1 pseudogene is annotated in these 570 nt (G+C 60.4%); it reads right to left on the reverse strand.

Annotation, left to right across the window (positions count from 1 at the left end):
- Window positions 1-570, reverse strand: a pseudogene (locus ACFSUS_RS29105) (hypothetical protein); the annotation flags it as partial.

A 570-nucleotide genomic window follows, 5' to 3' on the forward strand; every position in this document is an offset into this window, starting at 1 on the left:
AAGCCGTTACCGTTGGCACGGCCGTATCACTGATAACGTTGGTTGTGGTCACCGCTGTACAGCCGTTGGTACCTGTTACCGTCACCGAGTACGGACCCGCCACACTCACCGAGATGCTCGAAGTCGTTTCGCCCGTGCTCCACAGGTAAGTCACCCCATTGCCTGGTACGGTGGCCGTAACAGTTGCCGTGGGCTGAGTACAAGTCAAAGTGTTGCTCACCGAGGCCGTTACCGTCGGGGCCGCCGTGTCACTGAAGACCGTCGTGGTTACCGACGCCTTGCCACCGTTCTGGGCCGTTACCGTCACCGAGTACGGACCCGCTACGCTCACCGAGATGGTTGGTGTGGTCGCCCCGTTGCTCCACAGGTAAGTCACCCCTGGGCTGGCCGTCGTGCTGATGGTGGCCGTCAGAGCCGTGCAGCTCAACTCGTTGCTCACACTGGCCGTTACCGTTGGCAACGCCGTGTCGCTTAGCACGGTTGTCGTCGTGGTAGCAAAGCAGCCGTTGGCCGAGGTCACCGTTACCGAGTAAGCCCCCGCGCTATTAACTACAATGTTTGGGGTGCTTT

This window comes from Spirosoma soli (assembly GCF_042684525.1).
GTDB lineage: Bacteria > Bacteroidota > Bacteroidia > Cytophagales > Spirosomataceae > Spirosoma > Spirosoma soli.